The sequence below is a fragment of the Hymenobacter lutimineralis genome (assembly GCF_008271285.1).
In the GTDB taxonomy this organism is placed as follows: domain Bacteria; phylum Bacteroidota; class Bacteroidia; order Cytophagales; family Hymenobacteraceae; genus Hymenobacter; species Hymenobacter lutimineralis.
In genome coordinates this window covers 64,268-82,508 of sequence record NZ_VTHL01000020.1, presented here as the reverse complement: position 1 = coordinate 82,508, position 18,241 = coordinate 64,268, and the positions used below count along the sequence as shown (strand labels likewise).

The 18,241-nt window shown below is 62.7% G+C and carries 11 protein-coding genes and 1 other RNA gene; 11 read left to right on the top strand and 1 reads right to left on the bottom strand.

The features are described from left to right. Nucleotides 1–29 precede the first annotated feature (29 nt). The 11 genes from FY528_RS16815 to ssrA all read left to right on the top strand — a co-directional run bounded on the left by FY528_RS16815 (nucleotide 30) and on the right by ssrA (nucleotide 17,044). On the top strand, nucleotides 30–647 hold the full coding sequence (locus tag FY528_RS16815; protein ID WP_149072187.1) for a GNAT family N-acetyltransferase: 618 nt from the start codon (nucleotides 30–32) through the stop codon (nucleotides 645–647). Between the two features lie 165 nt (nucleotides 648–812). After that, on the top strand, nucleotides 813–1,373 hold the full coding sequence (locus tag FY528_RS16810) for a Riean_0653 family protein (RefSeq protein WP_149072186.1): 561 nt from the start codon (nucleotides 813–815) through the stop codon (nucleotides 1,371–1,373). Nucleotides 1,374–1,401: 28 nt separating this feature from the next. Next, entirely contained in the window at nucleotides 1,402–1,947 is a 546-nt protein-coding gene (locus tag FY528_RS16805; RefSeq protein ID WP_149072185.1) for a DUF6252 family protein, read from the top strand. A gap of 36 nt (nucleotides 1,948–1,983) precedes the next feature. Further along, on the top strand, nucleotides 1,984–3,729 hold the full coding sequence (locus tag FY528_RS16800; protein ID WP_149072184.1) for a hypothetical protein: 1,746 nt from the start codon (nucleotides 1,984–1,986) through the stop codon (nucleotides 3,727–3,729). A 28-nt stretch (nucleotides 3,730–3,757) separates the two neighbouring features. Continuing rightward, complete coding sequence (locus tag FY528_RS16795) at nucleotides 3,758–9,808, top strand: carboxypeptidase regulatory-like domain-containing protein (protein WP_149072183.1); 6,051 nt, start codon at nucleotides 3,758–3,760, stop codon at nucleotides 9,806–9,808. A gap of 101 nt (nucleotides 9,809–9,909) precedes the next feature. Next, nucleotides 9,910–11,964, top strand: a complete 2,055-nt coding sequence (locus tag FY528_RS16790) for a fibronectin type III domain-containing protein (RefSeq protein WP_149072182.1) — start codon at nucleotides 9,910–9,912, stop codon at nucleotides 11,962–11,964. Between the two features lie 43 nt (nucleotides 11,965–12,007). Beyond that, the gene (locus FY528_RS16785; protein WP_149072181.1) at nucleotides 12,008–12,538 is read left to right on the top strand and encodes a hypothetical protein; all 531 of its coding nucleotides are present in this window, start codon (nucleotides 12,008–12,010) and stop codon (nucleotides 12,536–12,538) included. Between the two features lie 35 nt (nucleotides 12,539–12,573). Next, on the top strand, nucleotides 12,574–13,647 hold the full coding sequence (locus FY528_RS16780) for an OmpA family protein (RefSeq protein WP_149072180.1): 1,074 nt from the start codon (nucleotides 12,574–12,576) through the stop codon (nucleotides 13,645–13,647). Nucleotides 13,648–13,841: 194 nt separating this feature from the next. Beyond that, complete coding sequence (locus FY528_RS16775; RefSeq protein ID WP_222931829.1) at nucleotides 13,842–16,013, top strand: prolyl oligopeptidase family serine peptidase; 2,172 nt, start codon at nucleotides 13,842–13,844, stop codon at nucleotides 16,011–16,013. A 122-nt stretch (nucleotides 16,014–16,135) separates the two neighbouring features. Beyond that, nucleotides 16,136–16,564: a hypothetical protein gene (locus FY528_RS16770; protein WP_149072179.1), complete on the top strand. Its 429-nt coding sequence runs from the start codon at nucleotides 16,136–16,138 to the stop codon at nucleotides 16,562–16,564. Between the two features lie 108 nt (nucleotides 16,565–16,672). Beyond that, nucleotides 16,673–17,044, top strand: a transfer-messenger RNA (tmRNA) gene (gene ssrA / locus FY528_RS16765). Nucleotides 17,045–17,115: 71 nt separating this feature from the next. Here ssrA and FY528_RS16760 read toward each other — a convergent pair. Continuing rightward, nucleotides 17,116–18,204: a PAS domain-containing sensor histidine kinase gene (locus FY528_RS16760; protein ID WP_187632165.1), complete on the bottom strand. Its 1,089-nt coding sequence runs from the start codon at nucleotides 18,202–18,204 to the stop codon at nucleotides 17,116–17,118. Nucleotides 18,205–18,241: the final 37 nt, after the last annotated feature.

Below are 18,241 nucleotides of genomic sequence, written 5' to 3'. Positions count from 1 at the left end.
GCTGGCACTTGCTCTAACCCGCTGGCGCTATGCACACCCTGGTTCTTCCGGCCCGTCGCCTTACTACTTCCGATGAAAGCTGGGCTGCCGGGCTGCTAGCCGAAGCCTACGCGGCCGACCCCCTGTTTGGGCCGGAACCAAACTGCCCCACCCAGCCCAACTACTACCTCCGCCTAGTGGTGCGCTACGCCCTGCGCACGGGCTGCGTGTATGCCAGCCCTAGTGGACAGGCCGTGGCCGTGTGGCTACCGGCCGAAGCGGCCGATTTTTCCTGGCAGCAGGTGTTGAAAGCCGGGCAGCTGGCCTGGCCGTTGGGCGTGGGCTGGTCGCGGTTCTGGCGCTTGGTGGGCTGGCAGCATCAGCAGGATGAAATACGCCAGCAGGTGCTGCCGCTGCCGCACCATTACCTGCTGGCACTGGGCGTGCGCCCGGGCGTGCAGCGGCGGGGTGAGGGCCGGGCGCTGCTGCGCGCCTCACTGGCGGCGCTGGGGGCCCGCTACGCACCTTGCTACGCCAATGTACACACGCTGGCGGCGGTTCATTTTGGGCAGCGGCTAGGGTTTGAAGTAGCCAGCTACGGCGAACTGCCCGGGCCGGGGCTGCCGGTGCCCTGCTGGGGAATGGTGCGCCCGGCCGCGCCGGTATAGCGCACGTCGCATTTGCTTGCGTGCGACTTGTGCGCATGCCTTTGCGACGAGGATGAATGCCTTTCGGATCCTGGGGCCGCACTTTTGGGCCATTGCTAGCGCCTCCCGGAAAACGCGCATTTCATCTGAGAATCTTTCTGCGAAACATCTTCTCTTATCAAGCTCATGAAAACGAACCACCCTTTGGCTTTCCGCTTGCTCTCGTTGCTCGTGTGTCTGCCACTACTCACGGCCTGCTCTTCCGGCGACAAGGAAGACGACCCCGACCCCACCACCCAGAACGGCGGCGATGAAGTGCGCTGGAAGGTGAGCGGCACCGAGTACGCCGGCTTCGGCAGCAACGTGCAGACCCAGGGCCACTACCGCCCCAGCAGTGCCGACGACAAGAACAAGGAGCTGCTCATTCTGGCCGACGACTCCAAGACCTACCAAGTGAGCGTGCTCATCGACAACTTCACCGGCAAGGGCACCTACACCTTGGTGCCTAATGGCAACTCCCGCGGTGGCCTCACCGAAATGACCGGCTCGAAGAGCACCTACATCAGCATATGGGCCGCCAGCAGCCCGGCGGGTACAGTGGAAATAACAGAGTGGGACCCCAATACAACCCACGTGAAAGGCACTTTCTCTTTTAAAGCCCGCGTGCGCAACACGGGCGGCACGTTTGGGCCTTCGGTAGAGGTTACCAGCGGCTCCTTCAACTTCAAGTCAGTCTACAAATACTAACCAGTTTTCACTCTACCACCCCACAGCTATGAAAACGACTTCCTTTCTGTTCCGGCCGCTGCTGCTGGCTTGTTCCTTCTTGTTACTTTCCGGCTGCGGCAAAGATGATGAGGAAGATGCCGCACCCGACTCCGACGGCACGGTAACCTGGACGCGCAACGGCAAAACCATTACCAGCACCATCTATTCCGGGGCCTTCTACGACGACAATATGTACGTGAAGGATGTGATGAAAATTTCGGCCTCCCAGAATATCAACGAAGAAACCCTGAGCTTGGCAATTGATGGGCTGGATGCCAAAGGTGTGGGTACCTACGAGCTGAAGAAAAGCTCCGCGCAGGATGATGGTTCGGTAGGGGCCATTGTGGTAGGCAACGGCCAGACTGGCGCTCTATACAACACGCTTAGTGCCAGCGGCAGCGTGAATGGTACCATCAAAGTGACGGCCTACGATAAGGCCACGCAGAAGCTGGAAGGTACGTTCAGCTTCACGGCCGGGGCTGTGCCCTTCGGTAACGGCACCGGTACCCAAACCATTACCAACGGCACCTTCAGCTTCCACCGCTTCCGGTAGGCCGCGCCGCTTTTCACCCGCCATTCCACTACTGCTATGAAAACTTGGAAGCCCGCCGGTTGGTGCGGGGTAGGGGGAGCTTTACTCGGCCTGAGCGCGCTGCTGGCCGCACCGGCCGCCGCGCAGGATATAGCCACCCTCGATCAGCAGAAGCCCGTTACGCTCTCGGGCACGCTGGATGTGCGCGGCATTTTCTACCGGGCCCAGGGCATTGAAGCCCGTCGCAAGCCGTTTTCCTACGTGCTGGCCGGTTCGCCTACGCTGAGCATCTACGGCATTGCCGTGCCCGTGAGCTTTGTGCTGAGCGAGCAGGACCGGCGGTTTCGCCAGCCTTTCAACCAGTTTGGTCTAAGCCCCACCTATAAGTGGGTGACGGTGCACGCCGGTTACCGCAACCTCACATTTTCGCCCTTCACCCTGGCCGGGCACACCGTGCTGGGTGGGGGCGTGGAGCTAAACCCCGGCAAGCTGCGCTTTGCCAGCATGGTGGGCCGCTTCAGCCGGGCCACCAGCGTCGACCCCGTGAGTGGCTCCCTGATGCCGTTTTCGTTTTCGCGCAAGGGCTATGCCGGCAAACTGGGCTTCGGCACCGAGAAGTCCTTTATCGACCTTAGCCTAGTGCGGGCCCGCGACGACAGCAGTAGCGTGAGCCGCGAAACCCGCCAATTGGCCGAAACCACTGGGGCTGCCAACAACCGGGTGCTGCCCGCCGCCAACCTAGTGCTGGGCCTGAGCGGCCGCCTCACCATCAAAAAAGACTGGCTGCTGGAAGCCGACGGTGGCCTCAGCTTTTTCACCCGCGACGTGGGTAGCTCCCTAGGCGTGGAGGACGCCCTGCCAAAAGCATTGCGCCAGCCGCTCAGCAAGCTCATTGCCGTGAATGGCTCCACCGAAGCCTACACCGCCTGGCAGGCGGCGGCCGGCTACCAGCACAATGGCAACGGCCTGAAAGTGCGCTACCGCCGGGTGTCGCCGGGGTTCCAGAGCATGGGCGCGTACTATTTCCAGGACGACGTGCAGAACCTCACGCTGGTGCCCACGCTCACGCTCTGGCAGCAGAAGCTGCGCCTCACGGGCAGTGTGGGCATTCAGCAGGACAACCTGCGCGAGCAAAAGCAGCTCACCAGCCGCCGCCTCATTGGCTCCCTGAATGCCTCCGCGGAGTTTACCGAGCGGCTGGGCCTGGATGTGAGCTACACCAACTACACCACCGACCAGCAGCCCGGGGCCGTGCAGGTCGCCGACACGTTTCGGCTAACCCAAACCCAGCAAAGCCTGAGCGTAGCCCCGCGCTACACCTACGCTGGCGAAACTTGGGGCCACACCGTGCTGCTGAGCGCCGACCGCGCCATCCTGCGCGACCAGAGCCCCGATGAGCTGGGCAAGCTGGGCGAGTTTACGTCCTACAATGCCTTTCTCAGCTACCAGCTTACCTGGGTGCCGCGCCGCTTTTCGGTGGGCGCCACCTACAACTACACCCAGCTCAAGCTAGCCACCGGCGACGACGGCGACCACGGCCTCCAGCTCAACGCCGACCAGGCTTTTGGGCAAGACGGACGGATGCGCCTGGGCGTGCGCGGCTCCCTGCTGCGCAGCCTCCGAGCCGACCAACCCAGCCGCTTGGTAGGCGGAGGGCTGCGAGCCGCCTGGCGCGTGAGCCGCCACCACACCTTCCGCACCGATGTGGCCTTCACCGGCCATTACCCCACCGGCGACGAAACCACCCAAAACCGCCGCTACAGCGAAACGCGCGGGGAAATTGGCTATGCCTTCACGCTTTGAATCCTCTCTTACCTTCTCTCTTGCTGCTATGAAAACAACTCGTACTACGGGCCGCTGGTGGTGGCTACTGCCGCTGCTGGCGCTCCTGAGTGGCCCGCGGGCCTGGGCCCAGTCGGGCACGGAGGTGCGCGTGACGGTGCTGGCCCTGCCACCCTACTCCACGCATTTGTCGGACTACGTAGACCAGCCTAACCGCCTCGTCGTCACGCTCACGAACACCACGCGCCAGCCCCTGCAGCTGCAGCTTGCCGGTACCCTCACCGGCGACAATGGCGTGCAGGCCCGCACCCGCGACCAGGTGCGCTCGGCCCGGCCCCTGGAGCTGGCCGCCCTGCAAACCCGCCGCCTCGACCAGGACGAGCTGGGCCGCCTCTTCGACGAAAACCAGCTGACGTACTCAGGCATCACCCTGCAGCAGATGGTGCGCGGCAATGGCCTGCCCGAAGGCACCTACACCATCTGCGTGCGCGCCCTCGACTACACCACCCTGCGCCCCTTGTCAGCCGAAAACCCGCTGGGGTGCAGCAAGTCGTTTCTGCTGCGCAGTCTGGAGCCGCCCCAACTCGTGCGCCCAACGCCCGACGAAGTAGTGAAAACCCGCAGCCCCCAGAACATCCTTTTCACCTGGACGCGCCCGGCCGGCGCGGCGGCTACCACTGAGTACGAGGTGCGCATTGTGGAGCTGTCGGACAACCGCCGCAACCCCAACGACGCCTTCCTGGCCGGCACCACGCCTCCGCTGTTTGAGCGCACCGTGCTGGGCGTAACCACGCTGCTCTACGGTCCCGGCGAGCCGGCCCTGATTCCGGGTCGCCGCTACGCCTACGCCGTTACGGCCCGCGACCCGCAGGGCCGCGCCGCCTTCCGTAACAACGGCCGGTCCGAGGTAGGCACCTTCGTGTACGGCGAAACCAGTACGCCCCCCAAGAGCAACAGCCCCGTAGTCACCACCAAGCCACCCAAAAGCACCACCAAGCCCATTTCGGAGATAAAAACCGACATAAAAATGCCCGCGGTGCAGATTCGGGGACGGGTGCTGTGGGCTTTCCGCAAAAGCGAGGAAGGCGGCGTATCGTTTGCCTCGGTGCCCGCGCCGGGCGTAGAAATGCAGGGCGCGGCCTACGCGGCCATGCTCGACCCTACCACCGGCGGCAGCGGCAGTGCGGTTATTATCGGGGCGATGCAAGCTGGCAAAACCGGGGGCAGCAGCCAGAGCAGTGCCGCTGCGCCTTCGGCCAGCCAGAATCCCACCGGCACCTATAGCACCAACACAACTACCACAGGACCACTGGTGAGCGTGATGCAAGGCAGTGCCAGCGGCAAGGCGGGCGCCGACCTCGGCAGCACCACCGTAGTAAATGGTGGCGGCGTATTCAACGGCGTGCTGGTGGGCAATGGCACCTACAACAGCGGCGCGGGCAAATCCAGCAAGCCCGGCGACATTGGCCCTATTCAGGAGTACGGCGCCGCCCCGGAGTTTAAGCTCACGCCGTTGCTGGGCTCCGGGCGGTTTCCGCTGAGCTTTACCAAAGTGCGGCTCGTGTACCGCTACCACCGCATCAGCAAGGGCCAGGTAGGCTGGAACGACCCCATGCTGAACCCCGAGCGGGAGGAAGTGCTGGGCCACGGTACCACCGACGACCAAGGCAACTTCAGCATCGGGGTGGTGTCGCCCACACCCTTCGACGACCCGGCGGCCCAACCTGCCGGCACCAAAGCCTACATCAAATGGCTGATTGACGGCAAGCCCGAGGAAATTGGCTACCTGCACGTGGAAGTGGTCAACCCCCGCTTTTTCTCCGAGCCGGCCGCGTATTCCCTGAAAACGGCCGCCGAGGGTGGCTACGACCTAGGCGAAGGCGTGTGTATGGCCAACACCTATCGGCTCAAAATAAAGGTGATGGAATCGGCCACCAAGGCGGCTACCGGCCCCGTGCAGGTGCAGGTACTGCGCCTGAGCAACTGGTACGACCCCAAAGCCCGCGCCTACGCCCGCCAGGAAGGTCAGCTGCCCGCCGACAACCGGCCCACCGTGGTATTTGACAACCCCAACAGCGCCACCCAGGGCCAGTGCACCGTCGTGACGCAAGCAGCCACGGCCGATAAGGACCTTACCCGCCTGTTTCCGAACCTGGAAGGCACGGCCGACAAATACCTCATCACCCTCAAAGCCGACGGCTATAGTGACTTCACCACCTCGATAGCCGTGCAGCCGGGCACCCAGGACTACGAGGAAGGCGTCGTCACCGTCACTAAAACCTACACGCTCAACAGCAACCCGCCCCAGGTGCGCGGCCGCGTGGTGCGCCAGCACGACAGCTCGCCTATTGCCGGAGCCAACATCCGCCTGGCCCGTTCCACGCCCGGCAGCGGCAAAGTCTACACCACCCAAACGGATGCCCAGGGTCGCTTCTCCATCACGACTGTTGGCGTAAGCTTCATACCTATGACGCTGGAAGTGTTGCCCGGTGCGGAAGTGGGGAAAGGCTGGAAGGAAGAAAACCTTAAGCTCAACAAAACCGGTCCGGCCGGCATCATCACCCGCGACCCTATACCCGTGGATGTGACCCTGCACCCGGTGATGGGCGCGGTAAACAGCAGTGAAGGTGGCCCCGTGGCTCAGGCCAGTATGCGCTGGAGCACGGGTGGCCAGCCCTGGCAAACCGACGAATACGGCCGCTTCCTGACCACCCACCAAGCCGGCTCCGACACGCTGATCATTAGCCGCCTGGGCTTCCAGGAACTGCGCAAATTGGTGATGGTAAACAGCTCCAGTACCTTTTTCAACATCGAAACGCCCAAGGAAATGCAGGGCGCGGCCAAGCAGTTGAGCAACACCCTGGACGGTGCCTCCAGCTTGCAGGTAGCCGGTGCCCCGCCGTTTCAATTGCCGGGAGCTGGCAACCCCGCTTCCGCTGGCAACAACAACTCCGGAAGTGGCAGCAAGACGGGCTACCAAGTAAGCATAGGAAGCGCCAATACATATGCCGGGGGCCTGTTTTCCGACAAAGACGCGCTGACGGGCTACCTGGGTGGGCTCGGGGTGAATGCCAGCACCCCTCTGGGGGCCGGCCAGGACCTGGGCCAGTTCACGCTAACCAAGCTGGTGGGCCGCCTGCGCGTAACGGTGCTCGACTCGGCCAGCGGTCAGCCTTTGCAGGGGGCGCTGGTCGCCTTTGCGGGCGCAGAGCCCGCGCTGGAGCAAACTACGGGCTCCGATGGACAGACGTATTTCGCCAAAGCTCCCGGCGGGCCGGTGAGCTTGCGCGTGAGCGGCCCGGCCAAGGGCCCAGTAGCTTACGTCCCCGCCCTACAGGACGTGACGGTAGCGGTAGATGGCGCCACCACGCTGCTTACCGTGAAGCTAGCCCCCGGCACACGCGTGCAGGGCACCGTGCGCGCCGGCACCCTGGCCGTAGCCGGAGCCACTGTGCGGGTGCAGGGCCGCCCCGAGCTGACGGTGCAGACCTCGGCCACCGGCCAGTACGAGCTAGTGGGCGTGCCCAAAGGCAGCTGGACGCTCGACGCAACCAAGTCGGGGCTGGTGGGCCAGAGCCAGACCAGGAAGTTTGCGCCCGGCACCACCGCCACCGTCGACTTCACGCTCACCAACGCGGGCTTTGCCATCGACAAGCTGCTGGGCTTCCCCATTGAAGTGAAAACCCTCACGCTGGGTGCCGATACCCTGCTGACTGGGGCCTTCGTGAATTTGCCCGGCAACGCCGCGTTTGGCGTAGCGGCAACTACGCGCCTGGAGTTTGCCAACATACCCATCCACGTAGGAAAAACCGGCTTACCGCGCCCCAAAGGCAAGGACTTTGTGCTGACGGACGCCACCGAGCTGGCCCTCAAAGCCTTCAAATACCTGCCCGTGCTGGTGGTCGAGCCCACTGGCCTGAAGGTGCAGATGCAAGCCGGCAACCCCGCCAAGGGGCAGCTGGCGGGCATGGTAGTACCCAACTTCAGCTCCCTGGGCTCGGCCCTGGGCTGGACCTGGCAGGACGGCGTGAAGCTGTTTCTGAGCGAGGCCAACGGGACCGGTACGGTGCCGCCGCTCATGGTCTTGACTTCGGACGGCACCGTGCCCTACACCAACGGCCTCAAAATCCGGAGCACCGTGAAGTCGGTGGGGCTGGACTTATACGGCTTTGGGGCTGCCGTAGACCTGACCAAGAGCAGCGTAGCCACCGACGGCCTCCACCTGACGGGCAGCGTGGATTTGAAAAGCGTGCCGGGCCTGGGCTCAGCCGCCATTCAGGTGTCGCAACTGTGGATAGGCACCGATGGCAGCATCAAAACGGCCAAGCTGGGTTTCTCGCCGCCGGTAGCCGTGTCCATCGGTGGGTTTGGCTTCACGCTCACGGGCGGTGGCCTCACCGAGCAGGGCTTCAGCCTGAACGGCAATGTGAAAGTGACGGTGCCCGGCTCGGAAGCCACCAACATCAGCTTCGCCGATCTGGCCATTGGGCCCAAGCAGTTCTACGGGGGCAAGTTTGCCCTGCCCGAAGTGGGGCTGGATGTGTTTGGGCTGGCCCGGTTCAAGCCCGTGAAGGGCAGCCCGCTGGCCTTTGGCAAGCTGGCTGAGGGGCCTTCTTTCTTCAGCGGGGGCGCGCAAACCACGCTGGGGCTGATCAATAAGACGGTTACCATCGAGTCGTTCACGGTACGCTCTGATGGCAAGTTCTCGGCCCAGGTACCCGCCGACTACAAGTTGACCTTCCTGGACATGGCCGAACTCAACATCACCGGCGTCAAGTTCAACTCCATCGGCACCCTGGGCATTGATGTGCTGGGCGACCTGCGCCTGCAGCTTCCAGTGGTGCAGGCCGAGGTAAGCAACATAAAGTACCGCCAGGGGGAAGCGCCCAAGTTCGATGCGAGCCTGCACGTTCCCATTGGGGTAGGCACGCTGGGCGGCGGCATCAGCTTCAAGGACAATGGTTTTAAGGGCGACCTGGGCCTGAAGGTCATCAGCGTGCTGGACGTGCAGACGGACTTCGCCTACGCCAAAGTAAACGGGCTCGTGGAGTTTGACGCCAAAATTAAGACCAGCACGCCGCCTATTCCCGTGGGCCCCGGGCTGGCTCTAACGGGTATTTCAGGCGGCATTGGCTTTAGTGGCGGGGAACTGAAAAAAGTGTCGGTAGGAGGGACGGTGAGCTTTGTGGGGGTAGAGGCCGGCCTGGCGTTGAAGCCGATTGAGGTAACGGTAGAGCCCGGCCCGGTGGTAACCGGCACGGCCAGCCTGACGGTGCTCGACAAGGCTATATCCGATGCTAAGCTGGTGCTCGATTTCCCCAACTCCTTAGCCTCAGTAGAGATTCTCATCAACTACGACCCCATACCCGTGGTCAGCTCGGCCACGGCCGGCGGCAAAATCGTGGTCAGCGGCAAAGCCAACGACACCTACTGGGCCCTGGGCATGTACGCCCACTCCAGCTTGCTGGGGCTGCTGGATGCCAATACCAACATTCTGGCGGCCCAGAATATGAACCTAGCGGCTCACCCCGAGATGAACGAGTACACCTACTTCATCGACAAAAACTACCTCTCGGGTGGTACTACCGTGAACGGCGCCCACCTACTTGGGACTTCGCACTTCGGGCGCAGCAAGGATAACCCTTGGTCGGTTTCTTTCCTGGAAGTAACGGGCAAGGCCTGGCTCTACAATGATGGAGAAATGGCCCTCAACGCCAACTTCAAGGACAACGCCTATAGCCTGCGCATCGCGGCGGCCTGGGGCGGGGGCGCCGACCTGAGCGTAGCCGGCTATACGCTGGGCAGCGTGGACATTGGGGCCAAATACGCCGTGAGCGGGGGCTACAACCCAACCCAGGGCTGGAACTTCGATGGCGAAGCCGAAGCCCACCTCATTGCCTCCTTCGGGGATTGTACCAATGACTGCGCCACCAAAATCTGCTGGGAAGCTGGCTGCGTCGACCCCTGCTACTACGCCACCCTTGGCTGGAAGTCTTGTGAAGTATGCACCATCCCCACCGGGGCTAAGGTGTGCGTGCACCCCAACCTGCACGTCACCTACACCTCCAACGACGGGGTAGATGCCTATCTCAAGTTTTGAGTTGCCAATTCACGAAGCAGCTGAGAGCATAAGGCCGTCATGCTGAGCGGAGTCGAAGCATCTCTGACAAAACGCAACCGGATACTGACAACTGACTTTTTATGAAACGCTTAACTCTACTGTTCTTGTTGACGCTGCTTGCTGCGGTGGTCAGCGCCCAAGCTCCGGCACCCAAAAATGCCGAGCTACCTGCGTACCCCTCGCCAGAGGGCGTGTGGGTAGTGCTGGCCAAAAACCGCCCCGAGCCCGGCCCCGGAACCCTGCTGGGCGCCCGCCTACTGCGCGCCGCCGCCGGCTCCAACGACTTTCGGGAAGTAGCCGTGCTGCGGGCGGCCACATCCCTGGCTGAGCTCCGGGAGCTGGCCGGGCAGGCTACCATCGACGCGCTGCGCGCCGGCTTGCGCCTGCCCTCCGACGAGGCGGTGTGGACCTTCGTGGAAAGTCACCCTAACCTCGACAGCTACGGCGTGCATGGCCTGAGTATGAACCTGCGCCGGGCCTTGGGCACGGTGATGCTCGATGCCTCGGCGGCCCAGGCTACGCCCGGCACCCGCTATATATACCGCCTGGCTCCGGCCTCGGGCTTTAAGCCGGAAAAGGCCGCCGCGGCAGCCATCAAGCCCTTGGAGAAAACCGTGGAAATAGGCCGCCGCAGCTCCCTGCCGCGCCCGCGCGCCCGCCGCAGCCTCGGCCGCGACTCATCGGTGGTAGTGCGCTGGGCTGCCCGCGTGCAGCCCGGGGCCAGCACCGTGTTTGGACGCGTGTACCGGCAGGGACCGGGCGAAAAAAGTTTCGCGCTGCTGCCTGGCCGCTTGCTGGTGCGTCAGGTGCGCGACTCGGCGTTTTTCGTGCTGGAGCAGCGGGTAGAGCCCGAGGCCATGTACCGCTACTACCTCGAGCCCCTGGACTTTGTGGGCAACCCCGGCCCGGCCTCCGATACGGCCTACGTGCTGTCCGTGACGCCCGGGCGCATGCCGCTGGTGCAGCGTGCCACCGCCCACGATACCACAACGGGCATTGTACTGCGCTGGCCCGCTCTGCCGCGCAAGGCGTATCTGGCGGGCATCGAAATTCAACGCTCCCGCGACGCCCGTGGCAACTACGTGCGCCTCGACACCATTCCGGCCACGGCTACCAGCTACCTCGACACCCGCCTGCTGCCCAACATCGGCTACCACTACCGCCTGCGGGCTTTGTTGCCGAAAGGTATTCCCACGCCCGGCACGACCTCGGCCACGGCCTTTGCCAGCCACCAGCCCGGAACCATGGCCGCGCTGCTGGCTCCCGTAGCCCTCACGGCCGAGCCGGAAGGGAAGGGAGTGCGCTTGCGCTGGCAGCCCGCCGCCCCCGACCTCACCCACGATGCCTACTATGTGTACCGCGGCACCTCGGCCCAGGACTCCCTGGTGGTGGTGTCGCCGCCGCTGCGGGGCAACGTGCTGACGTTTCTGGATACCACTGCCCGCAACGGCCGCCGCGAGTACGTGTACGCCGTGCGCGATGCCAACCAGAACATGCAGCTGAGTCCTTTCTCGGCTTTGGCGGCGGCCCGGCCCAACCGCGCCATGCCAGTGACGGCCCCGCTGGGGGTGAGTGCCTACGCCGCGGGCTCGGCCGTGCAGCTCACCTGGGATGATGCCCGCCGCGACCCCGCCGTGGTAGCGTACCGCCTGTACCGCCGCGCGGCTTCGGCTACGGCGGCCGCCAGCCCGGCACGGGCCTCAGATTTCACCCGGCTGGCCACGGATTTGGTTTCCCCGGCTTACACTGATGCGGCTGCCAAAGCCGGCCAGACTTACCAATACGCCGTGGCCGCCGTGGATGCCCAGGGCAATGAAAGCCCCTTGTCGCCGGTGATGGTGGTGCGCGTGACGGGTGCTCCGCTGGTGCCGCCGGGTCAGCTGGTGGCCCGCCCGGTGGCTACGGGCCTTGAGGTAAGCTGGAGCCGGCCGGCGGTAGCCCCGGCCAAAGGCTACGCCCTCTACCGCCGTCAGCGCGACCAGCCCACGGCCCAGCGCGTGGCTACGCTCACGGCCGCTCAAACCCGCTACCTCGACCAAACTGCCAAGCCCGGCACGCTCTACATCTACTCCCTCAGCGCCCTCACGCCCACGGCCGAGTCGGCCCGGACGCCCGAAATCAGCGCACGGCGCTAAGCCTTTCACCTCAACTTTTCACTTACTTATTTTCTCCTCTCTTATGAAAACCTTCCGCCATTACCTCGTGCTGATAGGCCTACTGCTGACGGTGGCAGCCTGCAAAAAGGACAAAGACAACGAGCCTTCCCGCACGGACATGCTGACCAGCAAAGGCTGGCTGCTGAATGACATGAACATGCGCGTCAACGGCGTGACGGGCACCTACACAGTGCCGGCCGATGAACAGTACACCTACCGCTTCACGTCGGACGGCAAGGGCACTATGGAGGAAGCCGACGGTACCAATGAAAACCTGACGTGGTCGTGGCAGAACAACCAGGAAGTGTTGCGCGTGACCAGCAGCGGCGACACCTACGATTTCCAGGTGTTTACGCTCTCCAAGTCCAGCCTGTCGGTGGGCTTCCAGCTCAACCAGCAGCAGATCAAGGATGACGCAAACGCGGGTGGGGGCACTTTGCTCTATTTCGCGCTCCTGTACCAGGCCTTTACCTTCCCGCCCAATGCCCCCAAGCTCAATGATATCAACACGCTGACGGATCTGCAGCTGCAGGTCAACTACCAGGCGAAGTAGCGCAGATTCACCGGCCAGTTATCCTACGTAGTACCATGAAGTATTCTTTCCATATTCAACTGGGCGTGCTGGCAGCGGGCTTACTGGGAGCCTGCTCCGGCCCCGACAAGCCCGCCGACCAACCCACCACCAAGCCCGCCGCCATCGTCACTACCACCCAGGCCAAGCCTGAGGCTGCACCGGCCCCGCCGCCCGCCGCCCCGGCCGATACGGCTGCTGCCGGCTTCGACATCAGCCAGGTACCGGTGGCGAACCCCAAGCTCGGTGGTTTTCCCTACTTCAGCCTGCTCGATGGCTACCAGAAAGGTGACCCTAAGGGCAACATGATGTCCACGTCGGCCAAGGACTACCTCAAGGATGTGGCTTTCGACCGCTACGAATTTTTCGACGGCACCAAGCTGATTCCAGTGGATGGCCGCCTGATGACCACCAAAGCCGTTGGGGATGGCGCTTCGTTTTATCAGGTGCAGAAAACCTACGAGAAGCTGGTGCATGACCTGGGCGGCGTAACCGTGTGGGAGGGTAACATGGAGGAGTTCCAAAACCGCAAGCTCCAGATGCAGGAAAAGCGTCACCGGGGCAACTACAGCATCTGGAGCGCCGAAAAAGCCGGGGTGTACGTGGTGCGCACCCCCGACCGCGAAGTCTGGGTGGAAGTGTATGAGCCCTACGAAAACAAAAATGGCTACTGGCTGACCGTTGTGGAGCGCAAGGCCCTGCCGATGACGGCCAAGCTGATGCCCGCCGAGGAAATGAAGAAGGCACTGGACGCCAACGGCCACGTGGCCGTGTACCTCAACTTCGACACCGACCAGGCCACCCTGCGCCCCGACGCGGCCCAGGGCATCGGGGAAATCGTGAAGCTGCTCCAGCAGGACCCCGCCCTGCGCCTCACCGTGGAAGGCCACACCGACAACACCGGCGCTTTTACCCGCAACCAGCAGCTTTCGCAGCAACGGGCGGCCACCGTGGTAGCGGCCCTCACCGCCCAGGGCATTGCGGCCGAGCGGCTACAGCCCAAGGGCCTGGGCCAAACCAAGCCCCTAGCCGACAATAGCACCGAGGAAGGCAAAGCCAAAAACCGCCGGGTGGAGCTGGTGAAGCGCTAGCCCCCGGTAAAATCTCGTGGAATAAGACCTGAGCGCAACAGTTTGCGACCTGCGTGAAAGCGAGGGGTAAAGGAATAGCGTTTCTTTAGGTGGTTGATAAATAGTAAATTAACCTATTCGGCGGCGGGGGTAGGCATAGTAGCCAATGCGCCGGCCAAGTGGTAGCAGCGTTTCACTTTCTTTCCTTTCTGCGCATGAAAACAACGTTCCCGTTTCTCGCTCTTCTGCTGGCAGCCCCGGCGGCCATGGCCCAGTCGGGGCTGCCGGCGGCTCCGGCTAAGTCCGCTTCCGATACCTACTTCGGAGTGAAGGTGGAAGACCCCTACCGCAACCTCGAAAACCTGCAGGACTCGGCCGTGGCTTCTTGGATGAAAGCCCAGAGCGAGTACGCCCGCCGCACCCTCAACGCCATTCCAGGTCGCCAGCAGCTGCTCGACCAGATGGTGGCCATGGACCAGCGCAAGGCTGCCCGCGTGACGGACATCCGCGTGACCGACAACGGCCGCTACTTCTACTTTAAGTCGCGCCCCCAGGACCAGCAGCCCAAGCTCTACTGCCGCGACGGGTATCAGGGGCAGGAGGTGTTGCTCTTCGATCCGGAGAGCTACGAGAAAGGCAAGGTGTTCAACATCAACGGTTTTTCGCCCAGCGACGACGGCTCGAAGGTGTCGTTCGGCCTCAGCGAGAAAGGCGCTGAGCTGGGCCGTACGCTCATCATGGAGGTGAAAACCAAAAAGCTCTACCCCGAGCAGCTCCAGCTCAACCGAGGCAGCGGCCAGTGGCTGCCCGACAACCAGAGCCTGACCTACACGCCCTACAACAACGGGGACCTGAAGGACATGGCCGCCCGCCAGAAAACCCAGTGCGTGCTGCACCGCGTGGGCACCCCCCAAAGTCAGGACAAGCCTATCTTCTCCACCCAACTCTACCCCAAGCTCGACATCAAGCCCAGCGACTATCCGTACGCCGGCATCGACCGGGACGCGAAGCTGGCCTACGGCTTCCTGTATTCCGTGGACCGCTACCTCAAGGCGTACTACGCGCCGGCCGCGGCCCTCGCCAAGCCCAATGTGCCCTGGCAGCCCCTGTTTAAGCCCGCCGAAGAAGTCACCAACTTCGTATCCGACGAGCAGTACATCTACTTCGTGACGTCCAGGAATACGCCGCGCCAGAAGATTATGCGCATGCCCGTGAGCAAGCCCAGCGTGGCCGCGGCCGAGGTGCTGGTGCCCGAAGCCGCCGACGAGGCCATCCTGGATGAGCAGCTGAAAACCACCAAAGACGGCTTGTACTTCGTGCGCAGCCGCAACGGGGTGGAGGCCAAGCTCTATTTCGTGCCCAAGGGCAGCAAAACCGTGCAGGAGCTGAAGCTGCCGCAGTCGGCGGGCCGCTTGGAGCTGGCCGGCAAAAACGTGCAGTCCTCGGAGCTGTGGGTGACCATGGGCGGCTGGACGGCCGACCGCAAGCGGTACCGCTACGACGTGGCCGGCCGCCGCTTCGTGCCGGAAGCCCTGTCGTCGGAGGCGCAGTATCCCGAGTTTAACGACCTGGTGGTGGAGGAAATCATGGTGCCCTCCCACGACGGCGTGCTGGTGCCCCTGTCCATCATCTACAAGAAAGGCCTGAAGCGCGACGGGTCGGCCCCTACGCTTATGGTGGGCTACGGGGCCTATTCTATTTCGATGGAGCCCACGTTTATGCCCCCGTTCCTGCTTTGGGCCCAGCAGGGTGGCATCCTGGCCGTACCCCACGTGCGCGGGGGTGGGGAGCTGGGCGAGGCCTGGCACAAGGCCGGCCAGAAAGCCACCAAGCCTAACACCTGGAAAGACCTGATTGCCAGCGCCGAATACCTGACGAAAAACAACTACACCGCGCCCGGCAAAATAGCCATCAACGGGGGTAGCGCCGGCGGCATCCTCATTGGCCGGGCCATGACGGAGCGCCCCGGCTTGTTTGCCGCCGCCATTCCGGAAGTAGGCTGTATGAACGCCGTGCGCATGGAAAACTCGCCGAACGGCCCCGTGAACACGCCCGAGTTTGGCACCATGACCAAGGAAGACGAAGCCAAGGCCCTACTGGAAATGGACGCCTACCACCACCTCAAGCCCGGCACCCGGTACCCGGCCACGCTCGTCACGGCCGGCTTCAACGACCCGCGCGTTATTGCCTGGCAGCCAGCCAAGTTTGCGGCCCGCCTGCAGGCCAGCCAGGCCGGCGGCAAGCCCGTGCTGTTCTTCACCGACTACGAAGCCGGCCACGGCATGGGCGACTCCCGCCTCAAGCAGTTTGAAAGCATTGCCGACCTGATGAGCTTCGGCCTGTGGCAAACCGGCGCCCCCGGCTTCCAGCCTACGGCCGTGAAGTAGCTGCCACAGAACAAAGGCCAGAAACTGTCGGGTAGGGAACCAGGAAGGTGCACCAGCTTAGCGGCGACCCAAGTCTTGAAAAGAAATGCGCTTTAACAACAGCTTTGTTTCTTACACCCTGCATGCACACACTAGGTCTGATTTTTCGCGGTATTGGTAGCATTGTGCTAGGATTTCTGATGGTCATCCTCGTGAACCTACCGCACGATTGGCTTCTCAACCAAGTGCAACCGGGTAGCGTGGTAATGGGGGTGCCCACTACCACGCTGGCGGCAACGCTTTCTTCCGGCCTCGTCTTTCTAGCTGGCGTTGCGGCTGGCTTGGTAGTGAGCTTGGTAGGTGGTACGCACCGGAAAATTATTCTGCTGGTACTCGCCGGTCTGTTTCTACTTTCTGACCTGCTAGCTGTGTTGGGGCCGCTACGCGGAGCCCCTCTCTGGTACCGGGTGCTGATGGTAGTGCTGGTGCCGCTGCAAGTGTGGATAGGATGGAGGTTAGCCACCAAACTGAAAAGCCGCGCTGGTTATCTGGCAACAGTACGGCAGAGCTGACACGGTGTGTGCGAAGCAAAGGAACATTTTGGCGGGCTCGCAACGTTTATTCCCCGATGTGCGTACCTTCGCACCCCACCTCTCGGGTGGTTTCGTTCTTTCTAATCTGGGGCTGACTGGAATTGACAGCTCGTGCAAGTCGCGAGTAAGCGTGTCGGGAGTTGGATGAATCTCCCGCCAAAAAATCCTCCAACCAATAAATGGCGACTACTCGTACGCCATGGCTGCCTAGTCTAGGTACTAAGCACTAGCCATCATCCCGCGTCCGTCTTCCTTTTCACGGACGAGTTCGGGGTGTCGAAAGCATAAGGATAGCCTGGGTGGCGCTGCGACGCCCAAGCGAAACTCAAGCAGATAAGGGTAGCCTATAGGCCTGATGTGCGCCTCGGCTGCTTCGAACAAATCAAGCATAGCTACACACGTAGAAAGCTCGACGCCTTCCTTGTCTGGACCAGGGTTCGAATCCCTGCAGCTCCACTGAAAAGCCCTTCCCGGTATCGGGAAGGGCTTTTTTTTGCTACTATGTTCGCCGCCAGCAAGCGGGATAAAATTCAGGCCGGCAGAGCCGGTATTTCCAGGGTGAAGGTGGAGCCACTTCCTTCGGCGCTGTCCAGCCAGATCTGGCCCCCGTGTAGCTCCACAATGGTTTTGATAACCGACATGCCTAGCCCGGTTGTTTTTTCGCCGCGCAGGCCGGGGCGGCGGGCCTTGGTGAACCTCTCAAACAATCCCGGCTGCAGGTTGCTGGGAATGCCTATACCCGTATCGGCTACGACTACGCGGGCCACACCGGGGTGGGCCTCCACCCGCACTTCAATCCGGCCCCCATCGGGAGTAAACTTGAGGGCGTTGCTGAGTAGATTGTTGATAACCTGCTGAAACTTGTTGATATCCATGCGCACGTACAGCGGGTGCGCCGGCACGGCCAGCGTTACCTGCAGGTGCAGGTGGGGCTGGGCGCGCTGGTATTCCTCCACCGTCGTGCGCATCCACACGCCCAGGGCGGCCCGGTCCCACTTAAGCTCTACGTTGGCTGATTCCAGAAATTCGTTGTCGACGAAGTCGCGAATGAGGTTGAGGCCCTGCCGGCTGGTACGCTCCATCAGTTCCAGCAGCCGCTGCGTCGACTCCGGTAAGGAGCCCTGCACTTCCTGGGTGAGCTGGTCGGTGAGCTGCTGCAGGAGCACCAGGGGCGTGGCCAGGTCGTGCGAGAGAATTTCGAGCGTGGCGTTTTTCTTGGTGTTGAACTTCTGCGAATTGATTTCCATTTCCTTGGCCCGGGTAATATCCTCCAGGCGGCCGCTTAGGTAGCCTGGGCCATCGGGCTCCGCTACCCGGCAGGCCGTGAGCGAAAGGAACTGGGTGCCTTCATCGGGCTGAGCCAGCCGCAGTTCCACGTCCTGCACCACTTCGCCCGGGGCGGCGTGGGCAAATCGGTAGCGCAGATATTCCCGGTCATCGGGGTGCAGGCGCTCCAGCCAGTAGGGCAAATCGTCGTTTACGTGCGCGGCCGGGTCGCCCGTCAGGTGTTCGTAGCCGGCGCTGACGTAGATAATCTGTTGGGTTTCCAGGTGGTACACAAAGTACACCGCATTGCTTCCCTCAAGGAGCGGCTGCAGTAACGGAAAGAAGCTGGACATACTCACGGATAAAGTAGGGCAAAACGACCGGGCGCCG

Bases quoted from the DNA above. Each gene is read 5' to 3' on its own strand.
- FY528_RS16760 (WP_187632165.1), bottom strand. From the start codon at position 18,204: ATGTCCAGCTTCTTTCCGTTACTGCAGCCGCTCCTTGAGGGAAGCAAT.
- FY528_RS16815 (WP_149072187.1), top strand. From the start codon at position 30: ATGCACACCCTGGTTCTTCCGGCCCGTCGCCTTACTACTTCCGATGAA.
- FY528_RS16810 (WP_149072186.1), top strand. From the start codon at position 813: ATGAAAACGAACCACCCTTTGGCTTTCCGCTTGCTCTCGTTGCTCGTG.
- FY528_RS16785 (WP_149072181.1), top strand. From the start codon at position 12,008: ATGAAAACCTTCCGCCATTACCTCGTGCTGATAGGCCTACTGCTGACG.
- FY528_RS16800 (WP_149072184.1), top strand. From the start codon at position 1,984: ATGAAAACTTGGAAGCCCGCCGGTTGGTGCGGGGTAGGGGGAGCTTTA.
- FY528_RS16805 (WP_149072185.1), top strand. From the start codon at position 1,402: ATGAAAACGACTTCCTTTCTGTTCCGGCCGCTGCTGCTGGCTTGTTCC.
- FY528_RS16775 (WP_222931829.1), top strand. From the start codon at position 13,842: ATGAAAACAACGTTCCCGTTTCTCGCTCTTCTGCTGGCAGCCCCGGCG.
- FY528_RS16790 (WP_149072182.1), top strand. From the start codon at position 9,910: ATGAAACGCTTAACTCTACTGTTCTTGTTGACGCTGCTTGCTGCGGTG.
- FY528_RS16795 (WP_149072183.1), top strand. From the start codon at position 3,758: ATGAAAACAACTCGTACTACGGGCCGCTGGTGGTGGCTACTGCCGCTG.
- FY528_RS16780 (WP_149072180.1), top strand. From the start codon at position 12,574: ATGAAGTATTCTTTCCATATTCAACTGGGCGTGCTGGCAGCGGGCTTA.
- FY528_RS16770 (WP_149072179.1), top strand. From the start codon at position 16,136: ATGCACACACTAGGTCTGATTTTTCGCGGTATTGGTAGCATTGTGCTA.